Annotated in this window: 24 protein-coding genes and 1 pseudogene; 20 read left to right on the forward strand and 5 right to left on the reverse strand. The window is 71.1% G+C overall.

Annotated features, from left to right (window positions below; genetic code table 11):
* Positions 1-155: 155 nt before the first annotated feature.
* Together AB0L45_RS20565 and AB0L45_RS20570 are read right to left on the reverse strand one after the other, a co-directional pair.
* Positions 156-827 (reverse strand): response regulator transcription factor, encoded by a 672-nt coding sequence (locus tag AB0L45_RS20565; protein ID WP_003981597.1) that lies wholly within the window; start codon positions 825-827, stop codon positions 156-158.
* Positions 828-840: 13 nt separating this feature from the next.
* Positions 841-2,034, reverse strand: coding sequence for a PD-(D/E)XK nuclease family protein (locus tag AB0L45_RS20570; RefSeq protein WP_365841851.1), 1,194 nt, complete (start codon positions 2,032-2,034; stop codon positions 841-843).
* Positions 2,035-2,226: 192 nt separating this feature from the next.
* Here AB0L45_RS20570 and AB0L45_RS20575 point away from each other — a divergent pair, with 192 nt between their 5' ends.
* From AB0L45_RS20575 to AB0L45_RS20585, 3 genes are all read left to right on the forward strand, one after another.
* On the forward strand, positions 2,227-3,537 hold the full coding sequence (locus AB0L45_RS20575; RefSeq protein WP_365841853.1) for a site-2 protease family protein: 1,311 nt from the start codon (positions 2,227-2,229) through the stop codon (positions 3,535-3,537).
* A 637-nt stretch (positions 3,538-4,174) separates the two neighbouring features.
* Complete coding sequence (locus tag AB0L45_RS20580; RefSeq protein ID WP_365841855.1) at positions 4,175-5,083, forward strand: tRNA (adenine-N1)-methyltransferase; 909 nt, start codon at positions 4,175-4,177, stop codon at positions 5,081-5,083.
* A 232-nt stretch (positions 5,084-5,315) separates the two neighbouring features.
* Positions 5,316-5,903, forward strand: coding sequence for a hypothetical protein (locus AB0L45_RS20585; RefSeq protein WP_365841857.1), 588 nt, complete (start codon positions 5,316-5,318; stop codon positions 5,901-5,903).
* Positions 5,904-5,918: 15 nt separating this feature from the next.
* Here the strand turns inward: AB0L45_RS20585 and AB0L45_RS20590 are convergent, their stop codons facing one another.
* Entirely contained in the window at positions 5,919-6,206 is a 288-nt protein-coding gene (locus AB0L45_RS20590) for a ferredoxin (protein WP_365841860.1), read from the reverse strand.
* Positions 6,207-6,447: 241 nt separating this feature from the next.
* On the opposite strand from AB0L45_RS20590, the gene arc reads away from it, so the two are divergent.
* From arc to prcA, 6 genes and pseudogenes are all read left to right on the forward strand, one after another.
* Positions 6,448-8,214, forward strand: a complete 1,767-nt coding sequence (gene arc, locus AB0L45_RS20595) for a proteasome ATPase (protein ID WP_365841862.1) — start codon at positions 6,448-6,450, stop codon at positions 8,212-8,214.
* A 276-nt stretch (positions 8,215-8,490) separates the two neighbouring features.
* Entirely contained in the window at positions 8,491-10,002 is a 1,512-nt protein-coding gene (gene dop / locus AB0L45_RS20600) for a depupylase/deamidase Dop (protein WP_365841864.1), read from the forward strand.
* 177 nt (positions 10,003-10,179) lie between these two features.
* Positions 10,180-10,398 carry a ubiquitin-like protein Pup gene (locus tag AB0L45_RS20605; protein WP_030017432.1) on the forward strand — a complete coding sequence of 73 codons (219 nt, stop codon included), beginning with the start codon at positions 10,180-10,182 and terminating at the stop codon, positions 10,396-10,398.
* A 266-nt stretch (positions 10,399-10,664) separates the two neighbouring features.
* Positions 10,665-10,844: pseudogene (locus AB0L45_RS20610) on the forward strand (endonuclease domain-containing protein); the annotation flags it as partial.
* Positions 10,796-11,641 (forward strand): proteasome subunit beta, encoded by an 846-nt coding sequence (prcB, locus tag AB0L45_RS20615; RefSeq protein ID WP_365841867.1) that lies wholly within the window; start codon positions 10,796-10,798, stop codon positions 11,639-11,641. The pseudogene AB0L45_RS20610 and the gene prcB, both read left to right, overlap by 49 nt.
* A 63-nt stretch (positions 11,642-11,704) precedes the next feature.
* The gene (prcA, locus tag AB0L45_RS20620) at positions 11,705-12,493 is read left to right on the forward strand and encodes a proteasome subunit alpha (RefSeq protein ID WP_365841869.1); all 789 of its coding nucleotides are present in this window, start codon (positions 11,705-11,707) and stop codon (positions 12,491-12,493) included.
* Between the two features lie 87 nt (positions 12,494-12,580).
* Here prcA and AB0L45_RS20625 read toward each other — a convergent pair whose 3' ends face one another.
* The gene (locus AB0L45_RS20625; protein ID WP_365841871.1) at positions 12,581-13,639 is read right to left on the reverse strand and encodes a LacI family DNA-binding transcriptional regulator; all 1,059 of its coding nucleotides are present in this window, start codon (positions 13,637-13,639) and stop codon (positions 12,581-12,583) included.
* 125 nt (positions 13,640-13,764) lie between these two features.
* Between AB0L45_RS20625 and AB0L45_RS20630 the strand changes: the two genes are divergently transcribed.
* From AB0L45_RS20630 to tatC, 10 genes are all read left to right on the forward strand, one after another.
* On the forward strand, positions 13,765-15,033 hold the full coding sequence (locus tag AB0L45_RS20630; protein ID WP_365841873.1) for an MFS transporter: 1,269 nt from the start codon (positions 13,765-13,767) through the stop codon (positions 15,031-15,033).
* 9 nt (positions 15,034-15,042) lie between these two features.
* The gene (gene pafA, locus AB0L45_RS20635) at positions 15,043-16,404 is read left to right on the forward strand and encodes a Pup--protein ligase (protein WP_030376106.1); all 1,362 of its coding nucleotides are present in this window, start codon (positions 15,043-15,045) and stop codon (positions 16,402-16,404) included.
* A 189-nt stretch (positions 16,405-16,593) separates the two neighbouring features.
* Complete coding sequence (locus tag AB0L45_RS20640) at positions 16,594-17,586, forward strand: FKBP-type peptidyl-prolyl cis-trans isomerase (RefSeq protein ID WP_365841875.1); 993 nt, start codon at positions 16,594-16,596, stop codon at positions 17,584-17,586.
* 57 nt (positions 17,587-17,643) lie between these two features.
* On the forward strand, positions 17,644-18,018 hold the full coding sequence (locus AB0L45_RS20645) for an FKBP-type peptidyl-prolyl cis-trans isomerase (RefSeq protein WP_365841877.1): 375 nt from the start codon (positions 17,644-17,646) through the stop codon (positions 18,016-18,018).
* A gap of 162 nt (positions 18,019-18,180) precedes the next feature.
* The gene (locus AB0L45_RS20650; protein ID WP_365841879.1) at positions 18,181-19,170 is read left to right on the forward strand and encodes a WYL domain-containing protein; all 990 of its coding nucleotides are present in this window, start codon (positions 18,181-18,183) and stop codon (positions 19,168-19,170) included.
* A gap of 21 nt (positions 19,171-19,191) precedes the next feature.
* Positions 19,192-20,142, forward strand: a complete 951-nt coding sequence (locus AB0L45_RS20655; RefSeq protein WP_365841881.1) for a WYL domain-containing protein — start codon at positions 19,192-19,194, stop codon at positions 20,140-20,142.
* A gap of 22 nt (positions 20,143-20,164) precedes the next feature.
* Entirely contained in the window at positions 20,165-20,401 is a 237-nt protein-coding gene (locus AB0L45_RS20660; RefSeq protein WP_365841883.1) for a hypothetical protein, read from the forward strand.
* A 95-nt stretch (positions 20,402-20,496) separates the two neighbouring features.
* On the forward strand, positions 20,497-20,697 hold the full coding sequence (locus AB0L45_RS20665; RefSeq protein WP_365841885.1) for a hypothetical protein: 201 nt from the start codon (positions 20,497-20,499) through the stop codon (positions 20,695-20,697).
* A 207-nt stretch (positions 20,698-20,904) separates the two neighbouring features.
* Entirely contained in the window at positions 20,905-21,198 is a 294-nt protein-coding gene (gene tatA, locus AB0L45_RS20670) for a Sec-independent protein translocase subunit TatA (RefSeq protein ID WP_365841887.1), read from the forward strand.
* 65 nt (positions 21,199-21,263) lie between these two features.
* Positions 21,264-22,238 (forward strand): twin-arginine translocase subunit TatC, encoded by a 975-nt coding sequence (tatC, locus tag AB0L45_RS20675; protein ID WP_365841890.1) that lies wholly within the window; start codon positions 21,264-21,266, stop codon positions 22,236-22,238.
* Positions 22,239-22,336: 98 nt separating this feature from the next.
* On the opposite strand, the gene AB0L45_RS20680 is transcribed toward tatC, so the two are convergent.
* Positions 22,337-22,630 (reverse strand): hypothetical protein, encoded by a 294-nt coding sequence (locus tag AB0L45_RS20680; RefSeq protein WP_365841892.1) that lies wholly within the window; start codon positions 22,628-22,630, stop codon positions 22,337-22,339.
* Between the two features lie 270 nt (positions 22,631-22,900).
* Here AB0L45_RS20680 and AB0L45_RS20685 point away from each other — a divergent pair, with 270 nt between their 5' ends.
* Positions 22,901-25,720: a DEAD/DEAH box helicase gene (locus AB0L45_RS20685; RefSeq protein WP_365841894.1), complete on the forward strand. Its 2,820-nt coding sequence runs from the start codon at positions 22,901-22,903 to the stop codon at positions 25,718-25,720.

Below are 25,720 nucleotides of genomic sequence, written 5' to 3' on the forward strand. Positions count from 1 at the left end.
TCCGCCTCCACGGTGTTCCGCTTCGGGTAGCTGATGAGGGGCTGACCCGGCCCCCGCACCCGCCACGGGCCCGTGCCGCCGCTCCCCGGGGTGGGGCGGACCGGGCCGTTCTCGTGCCTGCGCCGGCGGGCCGGGCGCGTTCCGCCTCGCCGGCGTCACTGGGCGCCGGGACGCACCAGCCCGCTCTCGTACGCGTACACCGCGGCCTGCACCCGGTCCCGCAGCCCCAGCTTCGTCAGCACATGCCCGACATGCGTCTTGACCGTCGTCTCGCTCACGAACAGATCCGCGGCGATCTCCGCGTTCGACAGACCGCGCGCCACCAGCTTCAGCACCTCCACCTCACGCTCCGTCAGCGTGTGCAGGGTGTCCGGCACCGGCTCCTCGCCCGACGGCAGATGGCCCGCGTACTTGTCCAGCAGCCGGCGCGTGATGCTCGGCGCGAGCATCGCCTCGCCCGCCGCCACCACCCGGATCGCCTGCACCAGCTCCTGGGCCGGCGCGTCCTTCAGCAGGAAGCCGCTGGCCCCCGCGCGCAGCGCCTCGACCACGTACTCGTCCAGATCGAACGTGGTCAGCACCAGCACCTTCGCCGGACCGTCCTTCGCCGGGCCGGTGATCTGCCGGGTCGCCTCGACCCCGTCCATCCGCGGCATCCGGATGTCCATCAGCACCACGTCGGGCTGCAGCGCCCGCACCTGCTCCAGCGCCTGCAGACCGTCCCCGGCCTCGCCGACGACCGCGAGATCCTGCTCGGCCTCCAGGATCATCCGGAAACCGGTACGCAGCAGCGGCTGGTCGTCGACCAGCAGGACGCGGATTGCCACAGGAACTCCTTCGTTAGACCAGGCCCATTCTGCCCTGCCCCTCCCCGGACACCTCCACAGGGAGAGCCCGGCCGGGCGCCGGCACCGGCAGCGGATACGGCGGGGGAGTACCGCCGAACTCCGGGCACACCGCCTGGTGGTCGCACCACCCGCACAGCTTCGTACGGCGCGGCCGCCAGTCACCCGTCGCGGTCGCCCGCTGGATGGCGTCCCACAGCGCCAGCAGCTTGCGCTCCACGCCCCGCAGGTCCGCCTCGGTCGGGTCGTACGTCAGCACGTCACCGCTGCCCAGATACACCAGCTGCAGCCGCCGCGGCACCCGGCCGCGCAGCCGCCACATCACCAGCGCGTAGAACTTCATCTGGAACAGCGGGCCGTCCGCGTACTCCGGGCGGGGCGCCTTGCCGGTCTTGTAGTCGACCAGGCGCACCTCGCCCGTCGGCGCCACGTCCACCCGGTCGATGAAACCGCGCAGCTGGAGCCCCGAATCCAGCACCGTCTCCACATACAGCTCACGGTCGGCGGGCTCCAGACGCGTCGGGTCCTCCAGCGTGAACCACCGCTCCACCAGCGCCTCGGCGTCCGCCAGCCACGCCGCCAGCCGCTCACCGGACGGGTCGTCCGCGAACAGCTCGGCCAGCTCCGGCCGCTTCGCCAGCAGCTTCTCCCACTCGCCCGGCACCATCGAGCGCGCACCGCCCGCCGTACGCTGCGCCGCCGGGGCGTCGAAGAGGCGCTCCAACACCGCGTGCACCACCGTGCCGCGCGTGGCCGCGGCGCTCGGCTTCTCCGGCAGCTTGTCGATCACCCGGAAGCGGTACAGCAGCGGACACTGCATGAAGTCGCCCGCCCGCGACGGCGAGAGCGAGACGGGGCGGGTGGCGGGGCGGGCAGGGGCGGGCAGGGGGGCGTCTCCGGGGGGCGTGGCGGAAGGTGTGGGGGCAGCGGGCGCGGGGGCGCCGGCAGCGGTGGCGGGCGGCGCCGGGGGAGTGGGGACTGCGGCGGATGTCACAGTCCCGCCGGGCTCCTCGGTCGGGCGGGGGGCCGGGGCCGCGTCGGTCGCCCCGGCGGCCGCGCCGCCCTGTTCGCCGACGCCGCCGCTCATGCCGTGACCGCCGGTACGGCCGTCGTCGCCGGTACCGGCGCTGTCGCCGCTGCTACCGGCGCCCGCTGCGCCCGGCCCCGCCTCTTCGGTGCTCGTTCCCATGACACCCGACCCTACGGCCCGCCACTGACAGCCCCCGCAACCGAGGGATCACAATGGGAGACCGAGGCGGGGCGTCACGAAGCACTCCGCATACCATCGACGCCAGACCCCTTCGCCCTGCATGATCGACATGTCGTACCGGACAGGAACCGGACGGACAGGAGCGAAGGCCGCAACCGACGAGGGGACGCCGTGGACGAGAGTGGTAAGCCGCAGGACCCCGAGGAGTCCGCGCACCACCGACCGCCCAACCCGCCCGGACCGTCCGACCCGGCCCGCGCCGCCGGCCGCACCAGGCCGTCCGGGGGCCGCCCCTCCCAGCAGCGCCCGGCCAAGGACGGCCGCGGCAGGCGCACCGGCGGCGGCATCCTCATGGGCCGCCCCTTCGGCGTACCGGTCTACGTGGCCCCCAGCTGGTTCGTCGTCGCCGCCCTGATCACCTGGGTCTTCGGCGGCCAGCTCGAACGGGTCCTGCCGGAGCTGGGCGCCGCCCGCTACCTCGTCTCGCTCTTCTTCGCCGTCGCCTTCTACGCCTCGGTGCTGGTGCACGAGCTGGCGCACACCATCGCGGCGCTGCGTTTCAAACTCCCCGTACGCCGGATCCAGCTCCAGTTCTTCGGCGGCGTCTCCGAGATCGAGAAGGAGTCCGAGACCCCCGGCCGCGAATTCGTCCTCGCCTTCGTCGGCCCGCTGCTCTCCCTCGTCCTGGCGGGCCTCTTCTACGGCGGGATGGAACTGGTCGAGCCCGGCACCGTACCCGGCGTCCTGCTCGCCGGACTGATGATCTCCAACCTCATCGTCGCCGTCTTCAACCTGCTGCCCGGCCTCCCGCTGGACGGCGGCCGGATGCTCCGCGCCGTCGTGTGGAAGATCACCGGCAGGCCGATGACCGGCACCGTCGCCGCCGCCTGGGTCGGCCGCGCGCTCGCCGTCTCGGTCCTGATCGGGCTGCCGCTGCTCACCCACACCGGCGCCCTGGGCAACGCGCCCACCGACCTCGGCGGCGCCGACTCGATCACCGACGCGCTGCTCGCCGCGATCCTCGCCGCGATCATCTGGACCGGCGCCGGCAACAGCCTGCGCATGGCCCGCCTGCGCGAACGTCTCCCGGACCTCCAGGCCCGCACCCTGACCCGGCGCGCCGTCCCGGTGGAAGCCGACACCCCGCTGTCCGAGGCGCTGCGCCGTGCCAACGACGCGGGCGCCCGGGCCCTGGTCGTCGTGGACCGGGTGGGCCGGCCCACCGCGGTCGTACGGGAGACCGCCATCGTCGGCGTTCCCGAGCACCGCCGCCCGTGGGTGGCCGTCAGCGGCCTGGCCCAGGACCTGAAGGACGGCATGCGGGTCTCCGCCGAACTGGCCGGCGAAGACCTCCTGGACTACCTGCGCGCCACCCCCGCCACCGAGTACCTGGTGGTCGAGGAGACCGGTGAGATCTACGGCGTCCTGTCCACCGCCGACGTCGAGCGGGCCTTCGTGGCCGCCATGGCCCGCCCGTCCTGATCGTTCCTCTTCGTGGCGGGCCTGGCGGGCCTGGCCCACCCGGCTCACCCCACCCCTTTCGCCCCGGCCCCGTGGCTTGCCGTCCGCCCGCCTTGGGTAACCCCCCGGTGGGGGAGCGCGGGCGTTCGATTTACCCCGTAGGGCGGCGGACCGCTCCGTAACGCGGCGGGCCCTGCGTCCTGGGCCCTGCGTCCTGGGCCCGCGTTCCGGGCCCGCGTCCCGGGCCCCGGGTCTCGCGTCCCCAGCCCCGCGTTCCGCGCGCCGCGCCCTGGGCCCCGCTCCTGGGCCCCGCGGGCCGCGCCCCTGGGCCCCGCGCCCCGCGTCCCCGGGCCTCGCGCTCCCGGGCCCCACGCCCCTGGTCTCGCGTCCCCGGTCCCACGCCCGGCTCCCTCGCGTCCCGGCCCGCCACCCCTTGGCCGCCCTGCCCCAGCCCTGTGCCCCCGCCCCGCCCACCCCCGTGCCCCGCCCCGCACCGGGCCTGCCCTCCACCCCCGCCCGCACGGCCCTGCCTGCCCCCCACCCCTGCCCTGCTCCACCCCCGTGCCCGGCCCCCGCCCTGCCCAGCCCCCGCCCCCCCAGCCCCCGCCCCGCCCCCACCCTGGTACGAACCACCCCCCAAGCCCGGTAGGCTGGTCACATGTCCGAACCGACCGGTGCCGCCCGCCGTCGCGGGCCCTTCAAGGTCGGGGACCAGGTCCAGCTCACCGATCCCAAGGGACGCCACTACACGTTCACGCTCGAAGAGGGCAAGAGCTTCCACACCCACAAGGGAGCCTTCCCCCACGACGAGCTGATCGGTGCTCCCGAGGGCAGTGTTGTCCGTACCACCGGGAACGTCGCCTACCTCGCGCTGCGCCCGCTGCTCCCCGACTATGTCCTGTCCATGCCCCGCGGTGCCGCCGTGGTCTACCCCAAGGACGCGGGGCAGATCCTGGCGATGGCCGACATCTTCCCCGGCGCGCGCGTCGTCGAGGCGGGGGTGGGTTCCGGCTCGCTCAGCAGCTTCCTGCTGCGCGCCATCGGTGACCAGGGCATGCTGCACAGCTACGAGCGGCGCGCCGACTTCGCCGAGATCGCCACGCAGAACGTCGAGCGGTACTTCGGCGGTCCGCACCCGGCGTGGACGCTCACCGTCGGTGACCTCCAGGACAACCTGTCCGACACGGACGTCGACCGGGTCATCCTGGACATGCTCGCCCCCTGGGAGTGCCTGGAGGCCGTCTCCAAGGCGCTCGTCCCGGGCGGCATCCTGTGCGCGTACGTGGCCACGACGACGCAGCTGGCCCGTACCGTCGAGGCGATCCGTGAGCACGGCACCTTCAACGAGCCGTCGGCCTGGGAGACCATGGTCCGTACGTGGCACGTCGAGGGCCTGGCGGTCCGTCCGGACCACCGCATGATCGGCCACACCGGCTTCCTGCTCACCGCCCGCCGCCTCGCGGACGGCGTCGAGCCGCCGCTGCGCCGGCGCCGCCCGGCCAAGGGCGCGTACGGCGAGGACTACACCGGTCCCGGCAGTGCCAGTGGAGGCGCGGAGCGCGGCTGACCGCCGTACGTACCGGGGTCGCGCGGCCGAGCGGCCGTTCGCGCCCCTGTACGCGGCACTCGAACCGTCCGGCGCCGCCGACCCGTTCCCGCCCGCCGGGAACGGTCGGCGGCGCCGCTTCGTTCAGGGACGCGGCGGCCGGATTCCCGGCCCGCGTGTTCCCCGGCGGCCCGCCCTGTGGAACGATGCTGGGCACTCCCACCGCCACAGCTCTTCACAGGAGTTACCCCGCGTGCAGCTCTCGGCAGGCCAGGACCTTCCGCACACCCGCACCCGCGCTCTGCACTGGCTCGCCACCGCCGCCGCCCTCGCGGCGGTCGTAGCGGCCGCGTCCTTCGTCCAGCCGCCCGACGCCACGGCCACCACCGACGCCGCACCCGGCGCCCGCACGGCCGCCGCCGGACCGGCCCCCGACCCGCGCGCCGCCACCTACCCGGTGGACTGCGGCCCGAACCGCCTCGACGTGGTCGACAGCGCCACCGGCGACCTGGACGGCGACGGCGGCCCGGAGACCGTCGCCGTGGTCCGCTGCCACACCGAGACCGGCACCCCGCCGAGCGGCGTGTACGTCCTCACCCGCCCCGCGGAGGGCCGGCGCGCCCCGCGGGTCGCCGCGACCCTGCTGGCGCCCGCGCGGCAGCGCAGCGTGGACGGTGTCGCCGTACGCGACGGTGTGATCGCCGCGACACTCCTGGGGTACTCCTCGACCGGCGTGCCGCGCTGCTGCCCGGACGTACGCGAGCAGATCAAGTGGCAATGGAAAGGCGGGAAGTTCGTCCAGAGCGAACTTCCCGCCTCTTCCGGTACCGAAGGTGTGTGAACCGTCACACCGTGCTCACTCCGCGTCCGGGCCGTAGACCTCCACCTGGTCGGAGACGCGGCGTACGTGGATGCAGTCGCCCGGGCACTCCTTGGCGGAGTCCCGTACGTCATTGAGCAGCGGCAGGGGTACGGGGGTGGTGGCCCCCTTGTCCTGGAGCAGCTCGTCGTCGGCGCTTTTCACATAAGCCAGACCGTCGATGTCGAGTTCGAAGACCTCCGGCGCGTACTGCGCACAGATGCCGTCGCCGGTGCAGAGGTCCTGGTCGATCCAGACCTCCAGTGCTTCGTCCTGCGCCGTCATCTCGCCTGCCGTTCCTGCGTACGTGAATCAAATGGGGCCCACCCTGACGGGTGTTGACCGTCTCGACGATACAACCGTCCGCTTTCTGATGTTGTTGGGTGGGTATCCCCCTGAGGTGAGGACGTGCGCAAGGGTGAAGATCGGACACACCCCGACAGTCTTTTCGATCTAGGGGTTTCAACCTGCACCGGCCCAGGTAGGGTCAGGAAGCGTCCAGCTCCCCTTGGAGGAGGTGAGGACCGTGGCAGCCCACGACGACGACATCAACCGCGGCATCCGGCCGGGGCGGGGGTCTGACGACCCTGCCGGCCAGGTTGCCTATCTTGAGCAGGAGATCGCCGTCCTGCGACGCAAGCTCGCCGACTCTCCGCGTCACACGAGGATTCTCGAAGAGCGGATCGTCGAGCTGCAGACCAACCTGGCCGGTGTATCGGCACAGAACGAGCGTCTCGCCAACACACTGCGTGAGGCGCGCGACCAGATCGTGGCCCTCAAGGAAGAGGTCGACCGGCTCGCGCAGCCGCCGGCCGGCTTCGGCGTCTTCCTGCAGGCGAACGAGGACGGTACGGCCGACATCTTCACCGGAGGCCGAAAACTCCGGGTGAACGTCAGCCCGAGCGTCGACCTCGACGAGCTGCGGCGTGGCCAGGAGGTCATGCTCAACGAGGCGCTCAACGTGGTCGAGGCCATGGAGTACGAGAACGCCGGGGACATCGTCACCCTCAAGGAGATCCTGGAGGACGGCGAGCGCGCCCTGGTCATCGGGCACACCGACGAGGAACGGGTGGTGAGGCTCGCCGAGCCGCTGCTGGACATCACCATCCGTCCCGGCGACGCCCTGCTCCTGGAGCCGCGCTCCGGCTACGTCTACGAGGTCATCCCCAAGAGTGAGGTCGAGGAGCTCGTCCTCGAAGAGGTCCCGGACATCGACTACACGAAGATCGGCGGTCTGGGCGGCCAGATCGAGATGATCCGTGACGCGGTCGAGCTCCCGTACCTCTACCCGGACCTGTTCAAGGAGCACGAACTGCGCCCGCCCAAGGGCGTGTTGCTCTACGGGCCGCCCGGCTGCGGCAAGACGCTGATCGCCAAGGCGGTGGCGAACTCGCTCGCCAAGAAGGTCGCCGAGGTGACCGGCAAGCCGGCGGGGAAGAGCTTCTTCCTCAACATCAAGGGCCCCGAGCTGCTGAACAAGTACGTCGGTGAGACGGAGCGGCACATCCGCCTCGTCTTCCAGCGGGCCCGGGAGAAGGCGAGCGAGGGCACCCCCGTCATCGTCTTCTTCGACGAGATGGACTCCCTCTTCCGCACCCGCGGCTCCGGGGTCAGCTCGGACGTGGAGAACACCATCGTCCCGCAGCTGCTCTCCGAGATCGACGGTGTGGAGGGCCTGGAGAACGTCATCGTCATCGGCGCCTCCAACCGCGAGGACATGATCGACCCGGCGATCCTGCGCCCCGGCCGGCTGGACGTGAAGATCAAGATCGAGCGTCCGGACGCCGAGGCCGCCAAGGACATCTTCTCGAAGTACCTCACCGAGCGCCTGCCGCTGCACGCCGACGACCTCGGCGAGCACGGCGACTCCCGTAAGGCCGCGGTCAGCGCGATGATCCAGTCGGTCGTCGAGCAGATGTACGCGGAATCCGAGGAGAACCGCTTCCTGGAGGTCACCTACGCCAATGGTGACAAGGAAGTCCTGTACTTCAAGGACTTCAACTCCGGCGCGATGATCGAAAACATCGTCGGACGCGCCAAGAAGATGGCCATCAAGGCATTCCTCGAACACAACCAGAAGGGCCTTCGCGTCTCCCACCTGCTCCAGGCGTGCGTGGACGAGTTCAAGGAGAACGAGGACCTGCCCAACACCACCAACCCGGACGACTGGGCCCGCATCTCCGGCAAGAAGGGCGAGCGGATCGTCTACATCCGCACCCTGGTCACCGGCAAGCAGGGCGCGGACACCGGCCGCTCCATCGACACGGTGGCGAATACCGGCCAATACCTGTAACACCGCCGACCGGCTGCGGATGTCCTGCACGGGGCGTCCGCAGCCGGACGCATTTCCGGGGCCACGCGGGTGATCCCCGGAAGGCGGCGACGGAGCAGGTGAAAACCGGACTGGAGCAATGACTGTAATGATCTCCCCAGCGCCGCAAAGGCGTTCTAGGCTCTTCGGTACCGCCGCGTCGCGCACTGCGGAAGCGGGGGCCGCACACGGACCGGAAGCGCAGCGGTACTTGAGCGCCGACCCCACCCGGGGGCGCCGCCGGGCAAGGAGGGCCGCATGACCGTACGGCGAGTAATGGGAATCGAGACGGAGTACGGGATCTCCGTCCCCGGCCACCCGAACGCCAATGCCATGCTCACCTCGTCCCAGGTCGTCAACGCCTACGCGGCGGCGATGCACCGGGCGCGACGCGCCCGCTGGGACTTCGAGGAGGAGAACCCGCTGCGGGACGCCCGAGGCTTCGACCTCGCCCGCGAGAACGCCGACGCCAGCCAGCTCACCGACGAGGACATCGGGCTGGCCAATGTGATCCTCACCAACGGGGCACGTCTGTACGTCGACCACGCGCATCCGGAGTACAGCTCGCCGGAAGTCACCAACCCGCGCGACGCGGTGCTGTGGGACAAGGCCGGCGAGCGCATCATGGCCGAGGCCGCCGAGCGCGCGGCCCAGGTCCCCGGCGCCCAGCCCATCCACCTCTACAAGAACAACACCGACAACAAGGGCGCCTCGTACGGCACGCACGAGAACTACCTGATGAAGCGGGAGACCCCGTTCTCGGACATCGTGCGCCACCTGACGCCCTTCTTCGTCTCCCGCCAGGTCTACGCCGGGGCCGGCCGGGTCGGCATCGGCCAGGACGGCCACGAGCACGGCTTCCAGATCAGCCAGCGCGCCGATTACTTCGAGGTCGAGGTCGGCCTGGAGACCACCCTCAAGCGGCCCATCATCAACACCCGCGACGAGCCGCACTCCGACGCCGAGAAGTACCGCAGGCTGCACGTGATCATCGGGGACGCGAACCTCTCCGAGATCTCCACGTACCTCAAGCTGGGTACGACCGCGCTGGTCCTGTCCATGATCGAGGACGGCTTCATCGCCGTCGACCTCGCCGTCGACCAGCCCGTACGCACCCTCCACCAGGTTTCCCACGACCCGTCGCTGCGCCACCTGATCACGCTGCGCAGCGGCCGGACCCTGACCGCCGTACAACTCCAGATGGAGTACTTCGAGCTGGCGCGCAAGTACGTCGAGGACCGGCTCGGCGCGGACGCCGACGAGCAGACCAAGGACGTCCTGGCCCGCTGGGAGGACGTGCTGGGGCGCCTGGAGCACGACCCGATGAGCCTGTCCGGCGAGCTGGACTGGGTGGCCAAGCGGGAGCTGATGGAGGGCTACCGGCGCCGGGACGGCGTCGACTGGGACGCGGCGCGGCTGCACCTGGTCGACCTCCAGTACGCCGACGTACGGGCCGACAAGGGCCTGTACAACCGCCTGGCGGCCCGCGGCAAGATGAAGCGGCTGCTGACCGACGAGGAGGTCGCGCGGGCGGCCCAGGCGCCGCCGGAGGACACCCGGGCGTACTTCCGCGGCCGGTGCCTGGAGCAGTACGCGGACGACGTGGCCGCGGCCTCCTGGGACTCGGTCATCTTCGATCTGCCGGGCCGTGACTCTCTGCAACGGGTACCGACGCTGGAACCGCTGCGCGGCACCCGTAACCACGTGAAAGAGCTGCTGGACCGGTGCCGTACGGCCGAGGACCTGGTGCGGGTCCTTTCCGGAGGGTGACCGTGGCCCCGATCGGGCACCCGATCCGGGGCTAAAGGTTGCCCGGGCGGGAATCATCGGGGTGACTCCCGGACGTTGCACGAAGACGAACAGGAACAGGGCCGATGTCAGACCTTGCTTGTAGGGTCTGATCTTGACAGTCACATCGAGCGGGGCGAACCGAGCGGGGTGAGGGACATGGCGACCAAGGACACCGGCGGCGGACAGCAGAAGGCGACGCGTTCGACCGAAGAGGCCGAGGAGCAGTCGCAGGACGCGCAGGCCGCGGACGATCTCAAGGAGCGGCAGGAGAAGCTGTCGGACGACGTCGACTCCGTGCTGGACGAGATCGACGACGTGCTCGAGGAGAACGCCGAGGATTTCGTGCGGTCCTTCGTGCAAAAGGGCGGACAGTAACGGAGTGCCGGACCCCGTCGGCAGCCGGTGCGGGGGCGTGCGGGCGCAGCGGGCCACGGTCCGCGCACGCCGTGCGATCCGTCCCGGACCGACGGGAGCCGGCTCCGGCTCCGGGGCGCGCGGCCGTGACGCGGCCGCGCGTTCCCGGCGCCGCGGGTATGCGCTCGCCGAGCGCGTACGAGCAGGCCGTCCCCGGGGTCGGCGCGTGCTCGAGGGGGCCGGAAGGCGACGGGCCGCCGCGGCCGTGGCCCGTCCGTTCCCGCGTGCATGTGGATCATGACCGCAGGACAGGTAAGGTCCGGGACGTACTGTGCTTCAGCTGCAACGCAGCGCTGGGCCAATTCAAGGATCGGCCGGACGTCTTGGGGCGGGCGGCCGAATATCCGGAAGGAAACGTGTGGAAGCCAACACTCGTCACGCCGGGCATCTACCAGCTGCCTTCCTGACGCCCGGGTCCTCGTCGTTCATGGACTTCCTCGGGGAGCACTCGCCGGAGCTGCTGCCGGGCCGGCGCCCGCCGCTGCCCGTGCAGGGTGCCATCGAGGCGCCGCACGGCACGACGATCGTCGCGGCGTCGTTCCCCGGCGGCGTGGTGCTCGCCGGTGACCGCCGCGCGACGATGGGCAACGTCATCGCGCAGCGCGACATCGAGAAGGTCTTCCCGGCGGACGAGTACTCGGCCGTCGGCATCGCCGGCACGGCCGGCCTCGCGGTCGAGATGGTCAAGCTCTTCCAGCTGGAGCTGGAGCACTTCGAGAAGGTCGAAGGCGCCCAGCTCTCCCTGGAGGGCAAGGCGAACCGCCTCTCCACGATGATCCGCAGCAACCTCGGCATGGCCATGCAGGGCCTGGCCGTGGTGCCGCTGTTCGCCGGCTGGGACGTGGACCGCGAGAAGGGCCGCATCTTCTCCTACGACGTGACCGGCGGGCGCTCGGAGGAGCACGGCTTCGCCTCGACGGGCTCCGGCTCGGTCTTCGCGCGCGGCGCCCTCAAGAAGCTCTACCGCGCGGACCTCACGGAGAACCAGGCCGCCACGGCCGTGGTCCAGGCGCTGTACGACGCCGCGGACGACGACTCGGCGACCGGCGGTCCCGACATGGCGCGCCGGATCTACCCGATCGTCACGGTGATCACCGACGAGGGCTTCAAGCGGTACACCGAGGCCGAGGTGTCGGAGATCGCCCGTGCTGTCCACGAGCGGCGGCTCGACGAGCCCGACGGCCCGCGCGCCGCGCTGCTCTGAGGACGGGAGACCGTCATGCACGCGCCACTGAGAGAGTCATTGACAGAAAGGGACGGATAGCCGGTGTCGACGCCGTTCTATGTCTCACCCCAGCAGGCCATGGCCGACCGGGCGGAGTACGCCCGCAAGGGCATCGCGCGCGGCCGCAGCGTCGTGGTGCTGCAGTACGCCGACGGCGTGGTCTTCGTCGCCGAGAATCCCTCCCGTGCCCTGCACAAGGTCAGCGAGATCTATGACCGCATCGCCTTCGCGGCGGTCGGCAAGTACAACGAGTTCGAGAACCTGCGCATCGGCGGCGTGCGCTACGCCGACCTGCGCGGCTATACCTACGACCGCGCGGACGTGACCGCGCGCGGCCTTGCCAATGTCTACGCCCAGACCCTCGGCTCGATCTTCTCCAGCGCCGCCGAGAAGCCTTACGAGGTGGAGCTGATCGTCGCGGAGGTGGGCAACGCCCCCGAGGACGACCAGATCTACCGGCTGCCGCACGACGGCTCGATCGTGGATGAACACGGTTCGGTCGCGGTGGGCGGCAACGCCGATCAGATCAGCAGTTACCTCGATCAGCGGCACCGCGACGGCATGACGCTGGGCGAGGCCCTGAAGCTGGCCGTCGAGTCGCTCTCGCGCGACAACAACGGGGGCGAACGCACGCTGTCCGCCGACCAGTTGGAGGTCGCCACCCTGGACCGCACGCGTCCGCAGCAGCGGAAGTTCAAGCGGATCCTGGGCCGTCAGCTCTCCCGGCTGCTGGAGGAGAACGGCGCGGCGGCCGCCGAGGAGGCGGCGGAGGAGTCGTCGGACTCGGAGGGCGCTTCCGGTTCCGAAAGCGGCTCGGGCTCCGGTTCGTAACGGGGGCCGACGCGGGCACTTACGCGCCCCGGCGGGTGGAGACCACCTGCCGGGGCGCGCCGCGTCGTGGGGCCGGGGCGCCTACGGTCACGCCCGGCCGGCCGGCGGCACCGGCGCCGTGGAGCCCCGTACGACCAGCTCCACCGGCAGGCTGACCGGCGCGGGCGGACGGCCCTCCAGCGCGGCCATCAGGGCGTGCATGCCCGCGGCCCCGACCTCCTCGGCGGGCAGCCGCACGGTGGTCAGTTCCGGCTCCACGGCCGTGGCCAGTGCCAGGTCGTCGAGGCCGGTCACGGAGAGGTCCTCGGGCACCCGCAGGCCCAGCCGACGGGCCGCCTTGCAGGCACCGGCCGCCACGAGGTCGTCGTCGCACAGCAGGGCGGTCGGGCGCGGGCCCGGCCCGGTCAGCGCGGCGTGGGCGGCGTGCAGGCCGCCGTCGACGCTGAGCGCGGCGGGCTCCGTACGCACCTGCGCGTCCGCGACGCCCCGCAGCGTCTCGGCGAGCGCCGCGGACCGTACGCGGAAGGTCCAGGAGTCGACGTCGGCGGCGAGGTGGGTGATGCGGCGGTGGCCGAGCCCGAGCAGGTGCGCCGTCAGGCGCCGGACGCCGTCGGCGATGTCGAGGTTGACGGTCGCGGTGGCGCCGGGGTCGTCCGGGTCGCTGTCGAGCATGACCAGCGGCAGTTCCTCGCCGTGCAGGGCGGCCAGCGCGTCGGTGGCCATGGCGGCGGCGATCACGCCGTCCAGTGAGGCGCGCGCCGAGGCGAAGGGGTCGCGCGCCGGGCCGATGCCCTCGGGGGAGGGGTACAGGACGACGCCGAAGTCGTGGTCGGCGGCGACGCGGGCCGCCCCGGTGTAGACGCGGGCGAAGTACTCGGTGGTCAGGGCGGGCACCACGAGCAGCGCGGTGCGGGTGCGGCCCAGGCGCAGGCTGCGGGCGGCGAGGTTGGGGCGGTAGCCCAGGTCACGCGCGGCGGCGCGGACGGATTCGGCCTTGTGCGGTGAGACCCGGCCGCGCCACTTGTCGCTGAGGACGAGGGAGACGGCGGCCTGCGAGACCCCGGCGGCGCGGGCGACGTCCCGGCTGGTGACGCGGGGACCGCCGGCGCCGGGGCGGGCGGGGGTGGGGTGCTCGTGGGCGGTCACCGAAGTTCGGGCTCCTCGTCGGACGTCGCGGTGTGGACCGGTGAATGGAGGACATGATACGTATGACGCCGAACGTTATACGTAAAACTAACCCCCGGCGGAGCGCCGGAGGGAAAGGGGCAGGCATGGGCGCTGGATACGCGCAACTGCTCGGCACCCGCCACGCGGCCCGGCTGCTGGCCGGGACGCTGGTGGGCCGGCTGCCGAACGCGACCGGACCACTCGCCGTCGTGCTCTTCACCCGCGCCGAGGGCGGCAGCTACGTCCTCGCGGGCGCCCTCTCCGCCGTGTACGGGGTGGCCAACGCGGTCGGCCAGCCGCTCCTGGGGCGGGCGGTGGACGTGTACGGGCAGCCGCGCGTGATGCTGCCCTCGGCGGTGGTCTCCGCGCTGGGCATGGCCCTGCTGGCGGTCTTCGGCCTCGATCCGCTGCCCGTGGCGTACGCGGCCATGGTGATCGCCGGGTTCTTCACGCCGCCGCTGGAGGGCGGGCTGCGGGCGCTGTGGCCGGGCGTGCTCAAGCGCGCGGACCGGGTGCACGCCGCGTACGCGCTGGACGCGGTGGCGCAGGAAGTGCTGTTCGCCGTGGGCCCGTTGCTGGTGACGACGTGCGTGGCGCTCTGGTCGGAGCGGTGGGCGCTGCTGGTGATCAACGTGATCGGGGTGCTCGGCGCGCTCTCCGTGGTCGTCTCCCCGCCCTCGCGGCAGTGGCGCAGCGCGCCGCGCGAGGCGCACTGGCTCGGTGCCCTGCGGTCGTCCGGGATGCTGGTGCTGATCGCCTCGTTCTTCTTCGTCGGGCTGGCGCTGGGGTCGATCGCGGTGGCGGCGGTCGCGTACGCCGACGAGCACGGCGGCGGGATGGTCTCCAGCTACCTGCTGTCCGCGCTCGGGGTCGGCGCCCTGCTGGGCGGGGTGGTGTACGGCGCGCGGCAGTGGCCGGGGCACCCGGAGAACCGGCTGCGGCTGCTGGTGGCGCTGCTCGCGCTGGGGTACCTGCCGCTGGCGCTGACGCCGGGCGTGGCGGGGATGACGCTGCTGACGGGCGTGGCCGGGGTGTTCCTGGCGCCCGCGCTGGCGTGCGCGTTCGTGGTGGTGGACGGGCACGCGCCCAGGGGGACGGTCACCGAGGCGTTCTCCTGGCTGGTGACGGCGTTCGGGGTCGGGTCCGCGCTGGGGATGACGGTGGTCGGGCCCGCGGTGGAGAGCGGTGGTCCGGCCGCCGGGTTCGGTGTGGCGGGGGCGGGCGGCGTGGCCGCCCTGCTCGTACTTGTGTCGACAAAACGCTTTCTTTCCCCTGGTGGAAGGGGTGTCGTGAGCGGTGCTGCGCAGGTCACGGCGGAAAATGATCGGAACGAGGCCGCCCAACCCGGTTTCAGAGCAGGGCATCAGGCGTAATGTTCAGTCATGGACCGCCGCATTTTCGGGCTGGAGAACGAGTACGGCGTCACGTGCACGTTCAGGGGACAGCGCCGACTGTCTCCTGACGAGGTGGCGCGGTACCTCTTCCGCCGTGTCGTGTCATGGGGCCGCAGCAGCAATGTCTTCCTGCGGAACGGCGCCCGCCTGTACCTGGACGTGGGATCGCACCCGGAATACGCAACCCCCGAGTGCGACAACGTGACCGAACTGGTCACCCACGACAAGGCCGGCGAGCGCATTCTCGAAGGTCTGCTGGTCGACGCCGAGCGCCGCCTGCACGAGGAGGGAATCGCGGGCGACGTCTATCTCTTCAAGAACAACACCGATTCCGCCGGAAACTCCTATGGTTGCCACGAAAACTATCTCGTGGCCCGGCACGGGGAGTTCTCCCGGCTCGCGGACATCCTCATCCCGTTCCTGGTGACCCGTCAGCTGCTGTGCGGCGCGGGCAAGGTCCTGCAGACACCGCGCGGGGCCGTCTACTGCGTGAGCCAGCGCGCCGAACACATCTGGGAGGGCGTCTCCTCGGCGACCACCCGCTCCCGTCCGATCATCAACACCCGCGACGAACCGCACGCCGACGCGGAGCGCTACCGCCGGCTGCACGTCATCGTCGGCGACTCCAACATGTCCGAGACGACCATGCTGCTGAAGGTCGGCGCCACCGACCTCGTGCTGCGCATGATCGAGGCGGGCACGGTCATGCGCGACCTGACGCTGGAGAACCCGATCCGGGCCATCCGCGAGGTCAGTCACGACATAACCGGTCAGCGCAAGGTGCGCCTGGCCAGCGGCCGGGAGGCGTCGGCCCTGGAGGTCCAGCAGGAGTACTACGAAAAGGCGGTGGACTTCTGCGAACGGCGCGGTATCCGCACGGGCATGGTCGAGCGGGTCCTGGAATTGTGGGGCCGTACGCTCGAAGCCGTACGCGAGCAGGATCTCGACCGGATCGACACCGAGATCGACTGGGTGATGAAGTACAAGCTCATCGAGCGCTACCGCGCCAAGAACAACATCACCATGTCGCATCCCCGGGTCGCGCAGATAGACCTCGCGTATCACGACATCCACCGTCGCCGGGGCCTTTACTACCTCCTGGAGCGGAAGGGCCAGGCGGCCCGTATCTGCAACGACTTGAAGATCTTCGAGGGCAAGTCGGTGCCGCCGCAGACCACCCGGGCCCGGCTGCGCGGTGACTTCATCCGCCGAGCGCAGGAACAGCGCCGCGATTTCACCGTCGACTGGGTGCACCTGAAGCTCAACGACCAGGCGCAGCGCACCGTGCTGTGCAAGGACCCGTTCCGGTCCGTGGACGACCGGGTGGAGAAACTGATCGCCGGAATGTGAGACCGGTTCGTCACCGTTTCCGGTGCGTCACCGGATACGGTGACCGCCGGACGTGGCTGCGCCGGGAGCGCCCCCGCTCCCGGCGCAGCGCGCTGTCGCACCGTTGTGTTGCTTCTGGAAATGGACCCAGGTTCAGGTCGTAGAGTGGCGGACATTGCCCACCCACCCCACGACCCCGAGTTGGACTTCATGAACCTCACGAAGAACACCCGCCGCGCCGCCGCCGCGGCGCTGACCGTGCCCCTCCTGCTGTTCACCGCCGCCTGTGGGTCCGATGACGGCAAGGGCTCGTCGGCCGCCGCGGTCGCCAAGGTGGAGGGGAAGCCCGGGGAGCAGCCCAAGATCACCGTACCGAAGGACGCCAAGGCGCCCGACGAGGTGGTCACCAAGACGCTGACCGAGGGCAAGGGCGCGACGGTCAAGAAGGGCGACTACGTACGCCTGGACTTCGCGGCGCAGACCATGAAGACCGGCCAGAACCTCGGCAGCACCTGGACCAAGCAGCCCGGCGCGGACGCCAAGGCGCCGCGGACGCAGATCGTCGGCGAGATCAGTGACCAGCCGACCCAGCAGCAGCTGCCGCAGAAGGTGATGGAGGCGGTCGCGGGCCAGAAGGTCGGCAGCCGCTTCGAGATCGAGGGCACGGCCAAGGCGCTGGTCGGCGACAACCTGAACCCGCAGTCCGGCATCAAGCCGGAGGACGGCCTGGTGTGGGTCGTGGACGTGGCCGGCGCGGGCAAGGCCGACAAGAAGGGCAAGGCCGAGGGCGAGCAGGCGGCGCCCGAGGAGGGCATGCCCGAGGTGAAGGCCGAGGGCGAGAAGGCCGCGACGATCACCATCCCCAAGGGGGAGAAGGCCCCCACCGACCTCAAGGAGCAGGTCCTCGTCAAGGGCAAGGGCCCGAAGGTCAAGGCCGGGGACGGGCTGATCGCGCAGTACACGGGTGTGAAGTGGGAGGACGGCAAGAAGTTCGACTCCTCCTGGGACCACGGCGGGGCGACCGCCTTCCAGATCGGCACCGGCGCCGTCGTCAAGGGCTGGGACCAGGCGCTGGTCGGCAAGAACGTCGGTGACCGGGTGGAGATCGTGATCCCGCCGAAGCTGGGCTACGGTGCGAACCCGCAGAGCGAGCTGGCGAAGAACACCCTCGTGTTCTCCGTCGACATCGTCGGCACCGTCTGACCATGATCTGCCAGACTGGACAGGTAGCTGTGCAGATTCTTTCGTAGGAGCACTTTCGTGAACATCGACAAGCCCGAGATCGACTTCCCTGAGGGCCCGGTCCCCACCGACCTGGAGATCGTGGACCTGTGGGAGGGCGACGGGCCGGCCGCCAAGGCGGGGGACTTCGTCAAGGTCCACTATGTCGGAGTTTCCTACAGCTCCGGCGAGGAGTTCGACGCCAGCTGGAACCGCGGCAGGCCGCTGGAGTTCCAGCTCGGTGCCGGCCAGGTCATCTCCGGCTGGGACCAGGGCGTGCAGGGCATGAAGGTCGGCGGCCGCCGCCGGCTGACCATCCCCCCGCACCTGGCCTACGGCGACGCGGGCGCCGGCGGCGGCCGGATCGCCCCGGGCGAGACGCTGATCTTCGTCTGTGACCTGATGTCCGTCTGAGGACGGCGGCAGCCGGCCGCGGCACAGCGGCGGCCGGCGCGCACCGAGGGCCCGTGCCACCCGGCACGGGCCCTCGCCCGTCCCCGGCAGGACCCTCGGCTTTGCCGCAGGTCCCCGGAGCGGTACGGTCATCGGTCGGGAGTCCGACAAGAAAGGGCGTCGATGGCCATTGCCAAGGCCGAGCGGCTGATGAATCTGGCGCTGTGCCTTCTGGGTACCCGTCGCCCGCTGACCAAACGTGAACTGCGGTCCTCCATCGAGGCGTACGTGGAGACGTTCGGCACCGGGGACGCCGGTACGGGCAGCGACGACTCCTTCAACCGGATGTTCGAGCGCGACAAGGACGACCTGCGCGAACTGGGTCTGGTCATCGAGACCGTCGAAGGGCTCGACGGTGAGACCGGCTACCTCGCGCGCCGGGACAGCAACCGCCTGCCCCCGATCACCCTGGACGCGGCCGAGGCCGCCGCCCTCGGACTCGCCGCCAAGATCTGGCAGCAGGCCCGGCTGGCCGGCGCCGCCAGCGGCGCGCTCCAGAAGCTGCGCGCGGCCGGCGTCCCCTTCCAGGACGACGACGCCTTCGAGGCACAGCAGCCCCACAGTGCCCTCGAACCCCGCATCCCCGCCCATGAAGCCGCCTTCGAGCCGCTGATGCTCGCCTGCCGCGACCGCCGGCCCGTCGTCTTCGACTACCGCAAGTCCACCGCGGCCCGCCCCGAACAGCGGCAGGTCGAACCCTGGATACTGGAGTGCTGGCGCGGCCACTGGTACCTCGCCGGCTGGGACCGCGAGCGCCAGGCCGAACGCGTCTTCCGGCTCTCCCGCATCACCGGCAAGGTCCGCTCCCGGCAGGGCAAGTTCACCGCCGAGGTGCCCGACCACGTCACGGTCCGCGAGACCGTCGAGAGCTGGGCGGGCGAGACCGCCACCGGCACCGCCCGCATCAGACTGCGCACCGACCACGGCTACCCGCTGCGCGCCCGCGCGCTGAGCGTCCGTGAGCTGGGCGACGGCTGGGACGAGCTGGAGATCCCGTACGGACACGGACTCGACGCCTGGCTGGTCGAGTTCGGCCCCGACATGGTCGTACTGGAACCCGCCGAACTGCGGGCCGACGTCGTGGACCGGCTGCGCGCCGTGGCCAAGGGCTGAGAGGGACGGGACGCACACTCCATGGCTACCAACGCCATCGACCAGACCCGGCGGATGCTGTCGCTGGTGACCTACCTGCGCGAACGCCCCGGCGCCCGCGTCTCCGACGTCGCCCGCGCCTTCGGCATCTCCGAGGACGAGCTGATCGCCGACCTCGACGTCCTGCCGATGTGCGGTACGAGCTTCCGCGGCGGCGACCTGCTCGACATCGACACCGACGGCGACCGCATCTGGTGGCACAACCCCGACGACGTCGCCGAACCACTGCGCCTGGCCGCCGACGAGGCCACCGCCCTGCTGGTGGCGGCGCGCGCCGTGGCCACCCTGCCCGGCCTGCGCGAGGGCGACCGGCAGGCGCTGCTGCGCGCCACCGCCAAGCTGGAGGCCGCGGCGGGCGAGGCGGCCGGCGCCAGCTCCCGGGTCTCGGTCACCTTCGAGTCCGAGGGCGGCGTCTTCGCCGACGTCGACCGGGCCATCGCCGAGCGCCGCCGGCTGTGGCTGCGCTACTACTCACCCGCGCGCGACGAGCTGACCGAGCGCGAGGTCGACCCGATCCGGCTGTTCGCGGTCGGCCACACCTACGTCGAGGCGTGGTGCCGCCTCTCGGAGGCCCGGCGTACCTTCCGGCTCGACCGGGTGGCCGAGATCAAGCTCCTGGACGCCCCCTCCGACCCGCCGCCCGTCGAGCTGCGCGACCTGTCCGAAGGGCTGGTGCAGCCCGCGGCCGAAGATCCCGAAGTCGTCATCGAGGTGGCGCCCGGCGGGCGCTGGGTGGCCGAGTACTACCCGCACGACAGCGCCGAGGAGCTGCCGGACGGCGGCCTGCGCATCACCCTGCGCACCCCCGAGCCCGCCTCGCTGCGGCGGCTCGCGCTGCGTCTGGGCCGGGACGGCCGGATCGTCTCCCCGCAGGCACTGGCCGACAGCGCGCGGCAGGCGTCCCAGCAGGCGCTCGCCGCGTACGGCGAGTAGCGCACGGCAGGGCGGCGGCACGATGACGACGACCCTCACCGGCCCGGTGCTCTTCAAGGCGGCCTGCCCCGACTGCCGCGGCCGCTTCGAGCTGGCCTCGGACGCCCTGCGCCTGGCCATCGGCGCCAGCAGCCGCACCACCTTCTACTCCTTCACCTGCCCGGACTGCGGCAACGCCGTCCGCAAGCCGGCGGGGGAACGGATCATCGAGCTGCTGACGGGGGGCGGGGTGCGGACGTTGCGGTTGCACTCCGGCTGAAAACCTGCGCTCGTCCGTGTCCCGGCGGGCAACCGCGCCGCCGCCCGCCCCGCTCCGTACGCCACTCGCCGCACCCGCCCCGATAGGCTCGTCCCATGCTCTGGCCCATGATCGCTGTCGCCCTCGGCTTCCTCGGCCTCGCCGTGCTCGGCGTCCTCGCCGTCCGCGTCTTCGTGGAGGTGCGGCGGCTGGCCCGCCAGGTCGGAGAGACCTCCGAAAGCATCCAGCGGGCCGCCCAGGACCTGGAGCGCGCGGCGACGCCGCTGGCCGCCCGGGGCGGGAGAGCAAAGGGATGACGCGCTCTGCTCAGTCGCACGCGCGACCGGTACGCTGCTGAGGCGGGCCGAAGAGCGAGGCACCGGCTCGCAACCGGGAGTATGCGCGGAGATTGTCCAGCGTTCGCCGCCGCGCGTTACGATCGCTGCTGGCGCGGCAGACGGACATATGTCCGATCTGTCGAGCAGCCCCAACCCCCAGCCGCCTCGGTGAGAAGGTACCCAGTAATGTTCGGAAAGATCGGTGTTCCCGAGATCCTCCTCATCCTCGTCGTGGTGCTCCTGCTGTTCGGCGCGAAGAAGCTCCCCGAGATGGCCCGTTCGCTCGGCAAGTCCGCGCGCATCCTCAAGAGCGAGGCCAAGGCGATGAAGTCGGAGAGCACGGACTCGCAGTCGGCGCCGTCCGACCCGCCGAACCCGAACGGGCAGCAGGAAGCCCCCCGGACGATCCAGGCCGCTCCCGGTGACGTCAACAGCGGACGGCCGGTCGCCCAGCCGTCCGACACGACCACCAAGCGCTGACCGAGGGCCCGGACGGGGCAGGGGTGTCGGCCACCACTGCCTCTCGTACGAGATGAGGACGTGGGGTGCTCAAGTCTGCCCTTCAGAAGAACCGCAAAGAGAAGGACCCCGAGGGGCGTATGCCGCTCGTGGAACATCTGCGTGAGCTGCGCAACCGGCTCGCCAAGTCGGTCCTGGCCGTCTTGATCGCCACGATCGTCTGTGCGTTCTTCTACGGCGAGATCATCAACTTCATCACCAAGCCCATCCTGCAGGCCGTGGGCTGTGATGCGCTGTTCACCGACCTCGCCAAGCAGCAGAAGGGCACCTGTGCCCGTATCGTCATGCTGGACCTGCTCGGGCCGTTTGCGCTGGCCCTGAAGGTCTCGCTGATGAGTGGCGTGATCCTGTCCAGCCCGGTCTGGCTGTACCAGCTGTGGGCCTTCCTCGCGCCCGGCCTGCACCGCCACGAGAAGAAGTACTCGCTCAGCTTCGTCGCCACCGGCTTCCCGCTCTTCGTCGTGGGCGCGTACTTCGCGTACGCGGTGCTGCCGACCACCGCCAAGGTGCTGCTGGAGTTCACCCCGATCGGTGTGGACAACCTGCTGACGCTGGACAAGCTGCTCGACCTGGTCACCCGGATGTTCGTGATCTTCGGGCTGTCCTTCGAGCTGCCGCTGGTGCTGGTCATGCTCAACTTCGGCGGCGTCCTGACCGGTGCCCGGATGCGCGGCTGGTGGCGCGGCATGGTGATGGGCATCACCGTCTTCTCCGCCATCGCCACCCCCAGCACCGACCCGCTGACGATGATCGCGCTGGCCGCGCCGATCTGCCTCCTGTACTTCGCGGCGGTCGCGATCGCCATGGCGAACGACTCCCGCAGGCAGCGCCGGCTCGCGGACGGCCCCGCCGACGACGAGGCGTCCGAGCTGGACCTGACGCCCGAGGACATCGGCGAGGCGGAGCCCGTCACCGGCCACCGGTTCCTGCCGGAGCAGGCGGGCGCCGACACGCCGGGCGACCGGTCGCAGCGGCGCAACGGGTACGACGACGCGACCTGACGCCCGAGAGGGCAAGGAAGAGGGGCGGGGAGCCGGCTGGGCTCCCCGCCCCTCTTCTGTCGCCTGCTGTGGTCAGCGGGCGTCAGGCAGCCGTCGCATCAGCAGTATTTGATGCTCCGCAGCGTGCCGGTGCCCTTGTAGTAGTGGCTCTTCTTCGGCTTGATGGTGATGCAGTCGCTGTCCCACCACCAGCGCTCGTCCACCTGCACCTTGATCGTGTTCGCGCAGCCGTTGTAGATGTTCACCGCGTTCTTGCTCGGGTACCACGTCGCGGTGACGCACTTGGCGACGGCCGAGCTCGCGGCCGAGGCCGGCGCTGCCACGGCCATCGGCATCCCCACGGCGACGACGGCGAGCGTCGCAGCGGTCGTCGCTGCCTTGATCTTCTTCATTGTTCCCCTCCGTCGGGGCACGGATCGCCCCGCTCGACTGCGCGGCCGGCGACCGGCACACCTGGTCAACGGTGCAAGCCGGGAGGTGACGCCAGGGCCGCGTGATGATCACCGCGAGATTAACAGGGAGGTCGTTCGGTTTTCAGGTCCGAAGGTCCCGGTGTGTCATTTTCGCGCCGACGTGAGGGCTGATCGGCCAGAGCCCCCCGGTAAAGCCCGTCCATAATGATCGGCTCGTTGTCACAGGTGGCCGGTAGGCTCGTAAGCACGATGACCGAGGACATGTCCCCTGCTGAGCGCTACGCCGCCGCCAAGTTGCGGGCGGCGGAGCAGGCCACCGCACTCGCCCCTTTCCGTGAGATGTACGACTTCGCGCTGGACGCGTTCCAGATCGAGGCGTGCCAGGCCCTGGAGGCCGGAAAGGGCGTGCTGGTCGCGGCCCCGACCGGATCCGGCAAGACGATCGTGGGCGAGTTCGCCGTCCACCTGGCCCTGGAGCAGGGCCGTAAATGCTTCTACACCACGCCGATCAAGGCGCTGTCGAACCAGAAGTACCAGGACCTGGTGCGGCGCTACGGCGCGGACCGGGTCGGCCTGCTGACGGGTGACAACAGTGTCAACTCCGAGGCGCCGGTGGTCGTGATGACCACCGAGGTGCTGCGGAACATGCTGTACGCGGGCTCGCAGTCGCTGTCCGGGCTCGGGTATGTGGTCATGGACGAGGTGCACTACCTGTCCGACCGCTTCCGGGGCGCCGTCTGGGAAGAGGTGATCATCCATCTTCCCGAGTCCGTGACGCTGGTGTCCCTGTCCGCGACGGTCTCCAACGCGGAGGAGTTCGGCGCCTGGCTGGACACGGTGCGCGGCGACACCGAAGTGATCGTCTCCGAGCACCGCCCGGTGCCGCTGTGGCAGCACGTGCTCGCCGGGCGCCGGATGTACGACCTCTTCGAGGAGCGGGCGGGCAAGAGCGCGGGCAAGGCCGGGCGCCGGGAGGTCAACCCGGACCTGGAGCGGCTGGCGCGGATGGAGAACAGCCGTCCGACGTTCGGCCGGGACAAGCGCCGCGGCCGCAACCTGCGCGAGGCGGACCGTGAGCGCGAGCGCCGGCAGCGCAGCCGGATCTGGACGCCGGGCCGTGCCGAGGTGATCGACCGGCTGGACCAGGAAGGCCTGCTGCCGGCGATCACGTTCATCTTCAGCCGGGCCGGGTGCGAGTCCGCCGTCCAGCAGTGCCTGTATTCGGGACTGCGGCTCAACGACCAGGAGGGGCGGGCGAAGGTCCGTGCCATCGTGGAGGAGCGGACGGCCGGCATCCCGGACGAGGACCTCCATGTGCTGGGGTACTACGAGTGGCTGGAGGGCCTGGAGCGGGGGATCGCCGCGCACCACGCCGGCATGCTGCCGACGTTCAAGGAGGTCGTCGAGGAGCTGTTCCTGAAGGGGCTGGTCAAGGCGGTCTTCGCGACGGAGACGCTGGCGCTGGGCATCAACATGCCCGCCCGTTCCGTCGTGCTGGAGAAGCTGGTCAAGTGGAACGGTGAGCAGCACGCCGACATCACCCCCGGTGAGTACACCCAGCTCACCGGCCGTGCCGGGCGCCGCGGTATCGACGTCGAGGGCCACGCGGTGGTGCTGTGGCAGCGCGGCATGGACCCGGGCGCGCTCGCCGGCCTGGCCGGTACGCGGACGTATCCGCTGCGCTCGTCCTTCAAGCCGTCGTACAACATGGCGGTCAACCTGGTCTCGCAGTTCGGGCGGCACCGGTCGCGGGAGCTGCTGGAGATGTCGTTCGCGCAGTTCCAGGCGGACAAGTCGGTCGTCGGGATCTCGCGGCAGGTGCAGAAGAACGAGGAGGGCCTGGACGGCTACAAGGAGTCCATGACCTGCCACCTCGGCGACTTCGAGGAGTACAGCCGGCTGCGCCGGGAGCTGAAGGACCGGGAGACGGAGCTGGCCAAGCAGGGCGCGGCGCAGCGCCGGGCCGCGGCCGCCGCGGCGCTGGAGAAGCTCAAGCCGGGCGACGTGATCCACGTGCCGACGGGCAAGTACGCGGGGCTGGCGCTGGTGCTGGACCCGGGCATGCCGTCGGGGCGGACGAACGGCCACCGCGGCTACGACGCGCACGACGGCCCCCGGCCGCTGGTGCTGACCGCCGAGCGGCAGGTCAAGCGGCTGGCGTCGATGGACTTCCCGGTGCCGGTGGCGCCGCTGGACCGGATGCGCATCCCGAAGTCCTTCAACGCGCGCAGCCCGCAGTCGCGCCGCGACCTGGCGTCCGCGCTGCGCACCAAGGCCGGGCACATCGCGCCGGAGCGGCACCGCAAGCAGCGGTCGGCGGCGGCCGACGACCGGGAGATCGCGCGGCTGCGTACGGAGCTGCGGGCGCACCCCTGCCACGGCTGCGACGAGCGCGAGGACCACGCGCGGTGGGCCGAGCGGTACCACCGGCTGCTGCGGGACACCCGGCAGCTGGAGCGCCGTATCGAGGGCCGTACGAACACCATCGCGCGCACCTTCGACCGGATCTGCGGCCTGCTGACCGAACTTGACTACCTGGAAGGTGACACGGTCACGGACGAGGGCCGGCGGCTGGCGCGCCTCTACGGCGAACTGGACCTGCTGGCCAGCGAATGCCTGCGCGCCGGCGTCTGGAACGGCCTCGGCCCCGCCGAACTGGCCGCCTGCGCCTCGGCCCTGGTCTACGAGGCCCGCCAGGCGGACGACGCGGTGGCGCCGAAGCTCCCGTCGGGCAAGGCGCGGGACGCGCTCGGCGAGATGGTGCGGATCTGGGGCCGGCTGGACGCCCTGGAGGAGGACCACAAGATCCGCCAGGCCGAGGGCGTCGGCCAGCGCGAGCCGGACCTCGGCTTCGCCTGGGCCGCGTACCGCTGGGCCTCCGGGTTCGGCCTGGACGAGGTGCTGCGCGAGGCGGAGATGCCCGCCGGCGACTTCGTGCGCTGGTGCAAGCAGCTGATCGACATCCTCGGCCAGATCGCCGCGGCCGCGCCCGCGGACGTGTCACGCAACGCCCGCAAGGCCGTGGACGCGGTGCTGCGGGGCGTGGTCGCGTACTCTTCGGTGGGCTGA

Origin of the sequence: Streptomyces sp. NPDC052496 (assembly GCF_040679095.1) — a bacterium.
Taxonomy (GTDB): Bacteria; Actinomycetota; Actinomycetes; order Streptomycetales; family Streptomycetaceae; genus Streptomyces.